Here is a 1750-nt window from a genome sequence, read left to right as displayed (position 1 = left end):
CTGACCGGCGCGATTAACCGCAATGCGTTTTATCTGATCGCTGAAAAAGAACATGCGCTGGCGGAACGCACCCGGGAAAGCTATGTCATCGTGATGATCGATCTCGATCACTTCAAACAGATCAATGACCAGTACGGGCACCTCAACGGCGATCGGGTACTCAAGGAAGCAGCGAACCTGATTCAAAAACGGTTGCGCAGCAGTGACGTTTTCTGTCGTTTTGGTGGTGAGGAATTTATTGCCTTTTTACCCAGCACCTGGCTTGAGGATGCCGCTGATCTGTTCGGTGCCATGCTCAAGGCACTGGCAAATACGCCCATTCCCATTGATGACAGTGGCGAAACCATCCAGGTGACCGCCTCCGCCGGTCTGGCGAAACATATTGCCGGACAAACTCTCGATCAGATCATCGAACTGGCTGACGCCCAGCTCTATGAAGCCAAAGGGCAGGGCCGCAATCGCCTCTGCTATGCCGGACCGTCGGCATGAGGCCTGCCCATCATACGGCTCAGCCCCATTACCAGTATGGCTACGATGGCCAGGGACCAGGCAATTGTCGCGCCCGAGGGCAGGTCAAACAACGCGGAAACCAGTAAACCGACCACATAGCCGGCCACACCAATCCCGTACGCGATCAGCCAGGGACTGTTGCTGTGCAGGCTTGCCAGCGCCGGGATAATCAGACTGGCAAAGACCAGGTAGACGCCGACCAGTTGTGTGGAGAGAGTAATGGTAATCGCAAACAGCGGATAAAAGCCGTAACTGCCCAGGCGTTTCCGCCAGCCAAACCACAACCCCAGTACTGCCAGATACACTACCGCGATCATCACCAGATCACGGTACTCCACCCACAGTATCTGCCCCACCAGCATTTCCCGCAGACGCTCGCCGCCGTGTGGATCCTTGGACAACAACAAAATACTGCCGGTCGCCGCCAGCATGAACAATATGCCGATCAGTGCCTCCTGGATGCCCGTGGGCGCATGTCGAACCTGGTAGAGCAAACTCGCACCAATCACCGCCGCACCGATCGCCACCAGCTGGTTAAGCCAGGCACCGTGCGCCTCCAGCCCTGTGAAGTGGGCGACGATCAACCCCAGCGCCGCCATCTGGGCAATGGCCAGATCGAGAAAAATGATGCCTCGTTGCAGCACCTCGCGTCCCAGCGGCACATGGGTACTCAATACCACGATCCCGGCCAGCAGCGCCGGCAGAATGATCGCCAGCTGTGCACCCAGTCCCTCCGGGATCATTGCACTGTCTCCAGCAGCAGGTCGAGCGTGGTCTCATACAGGCCGAACAGATCGGTGGCCTGCTCATGGCCACCTACCGTGTAGGGCAGTGTGAGGACCGGCAGTTGCGTACGACGCGACAGCCAGCGGGCACCGCGCTCACTCTGGTAGGTTGTGAGCACAATCAACTGCGGTTTCTCTGCCTGGATAACATTCAGCAGGCCCGCCAGATGGCCGCTGGTCGGTGGCAAACCGGGTTTCGGTTCGAGATCAGCCACCGCCTCGATCTCCAGCCACCTGAATAGATAACTCCAGCTGCGGTGTTGCACCACGGCTTTCTTTTCCTTCAATGGACGCGCTCTCTCCTCCCAGCGTTCGATCGCCGTTTGCCACTGGCCGACAAAGCCGTCCAGGTTGGCCTGATAGTGAAGGGCATTGACCGGATCAATCTGTTGCAAACGCTCACCCAGCTGCCGGGCAATCGTCAGAAGCCGGTACGGATCGAGATGCACATGCGG

3 protein-coding genes are annotated in these 1750 nt (G+C 58.2%); 1 reads left to right on the top strand and 2 read right to left on the bottom strand.

The annotated features are described in order from the left end of the window. A partial coding sequence (locus tag RI563_RS08570; protein ID WP_310693958.1) for a GGDEF domain-containing protein occupies window positions 1-489 on the top strand: 489 nt, incomplete at its 5' end. Here the strand turns inward: RI563_RS08570 and RI563_RS08565 are convergent. Both RI563_RS08565 and RI563_RS08560 read right to left on the bottom strand, forming a co-directional pair. Further along, on the bottom strand, window positions 468-1253 hold the full coding sequence (locus tag RI563_RS08565) for a metal ABC transporter permease (protein ID WP_310693957.1): 786 nt from the start codon (window positions 1251-1253) through the stop codon (window positions 468-470). The genes RI563_RS08570 and RI563_RS08565 overlap by 22 nt on opposite strands. Then, window positions 1250-1750 (bottom strand): metal ABC transporter substrate-binding protein (locus RI563_RS08560; RefSeq protein ID WP_310693956.1); only part of this gene is annotated, 501 nt, incomplete at its 5' end. The genes RI563_RS08565 and RI563_RS08560, both read right to left, overlap by 4 nt.

The sequence above is a fragment of the Thiohalophilus sp. genome (genome assembly GCF_031581315.1).
Classification (GTDB): domain Bacteria; phylum Pseudomonadota; class Gammaproteobacteria; order UBA6429; family Thiohalophilaceae; genus Thiohalophilus.
This window is presented reverse-complemented; position numbering and strand designations above follow the sequence as displayed.

Coding starts and splice junctions, on each gene's coding strand:
- RI563_RS08565 (WP_310693957.1), bottom strand. CDS start 1,253: ATGATCCCGGAGGGACTGGGTGCACAGCTGGCGATCATTCTGCCGGCG.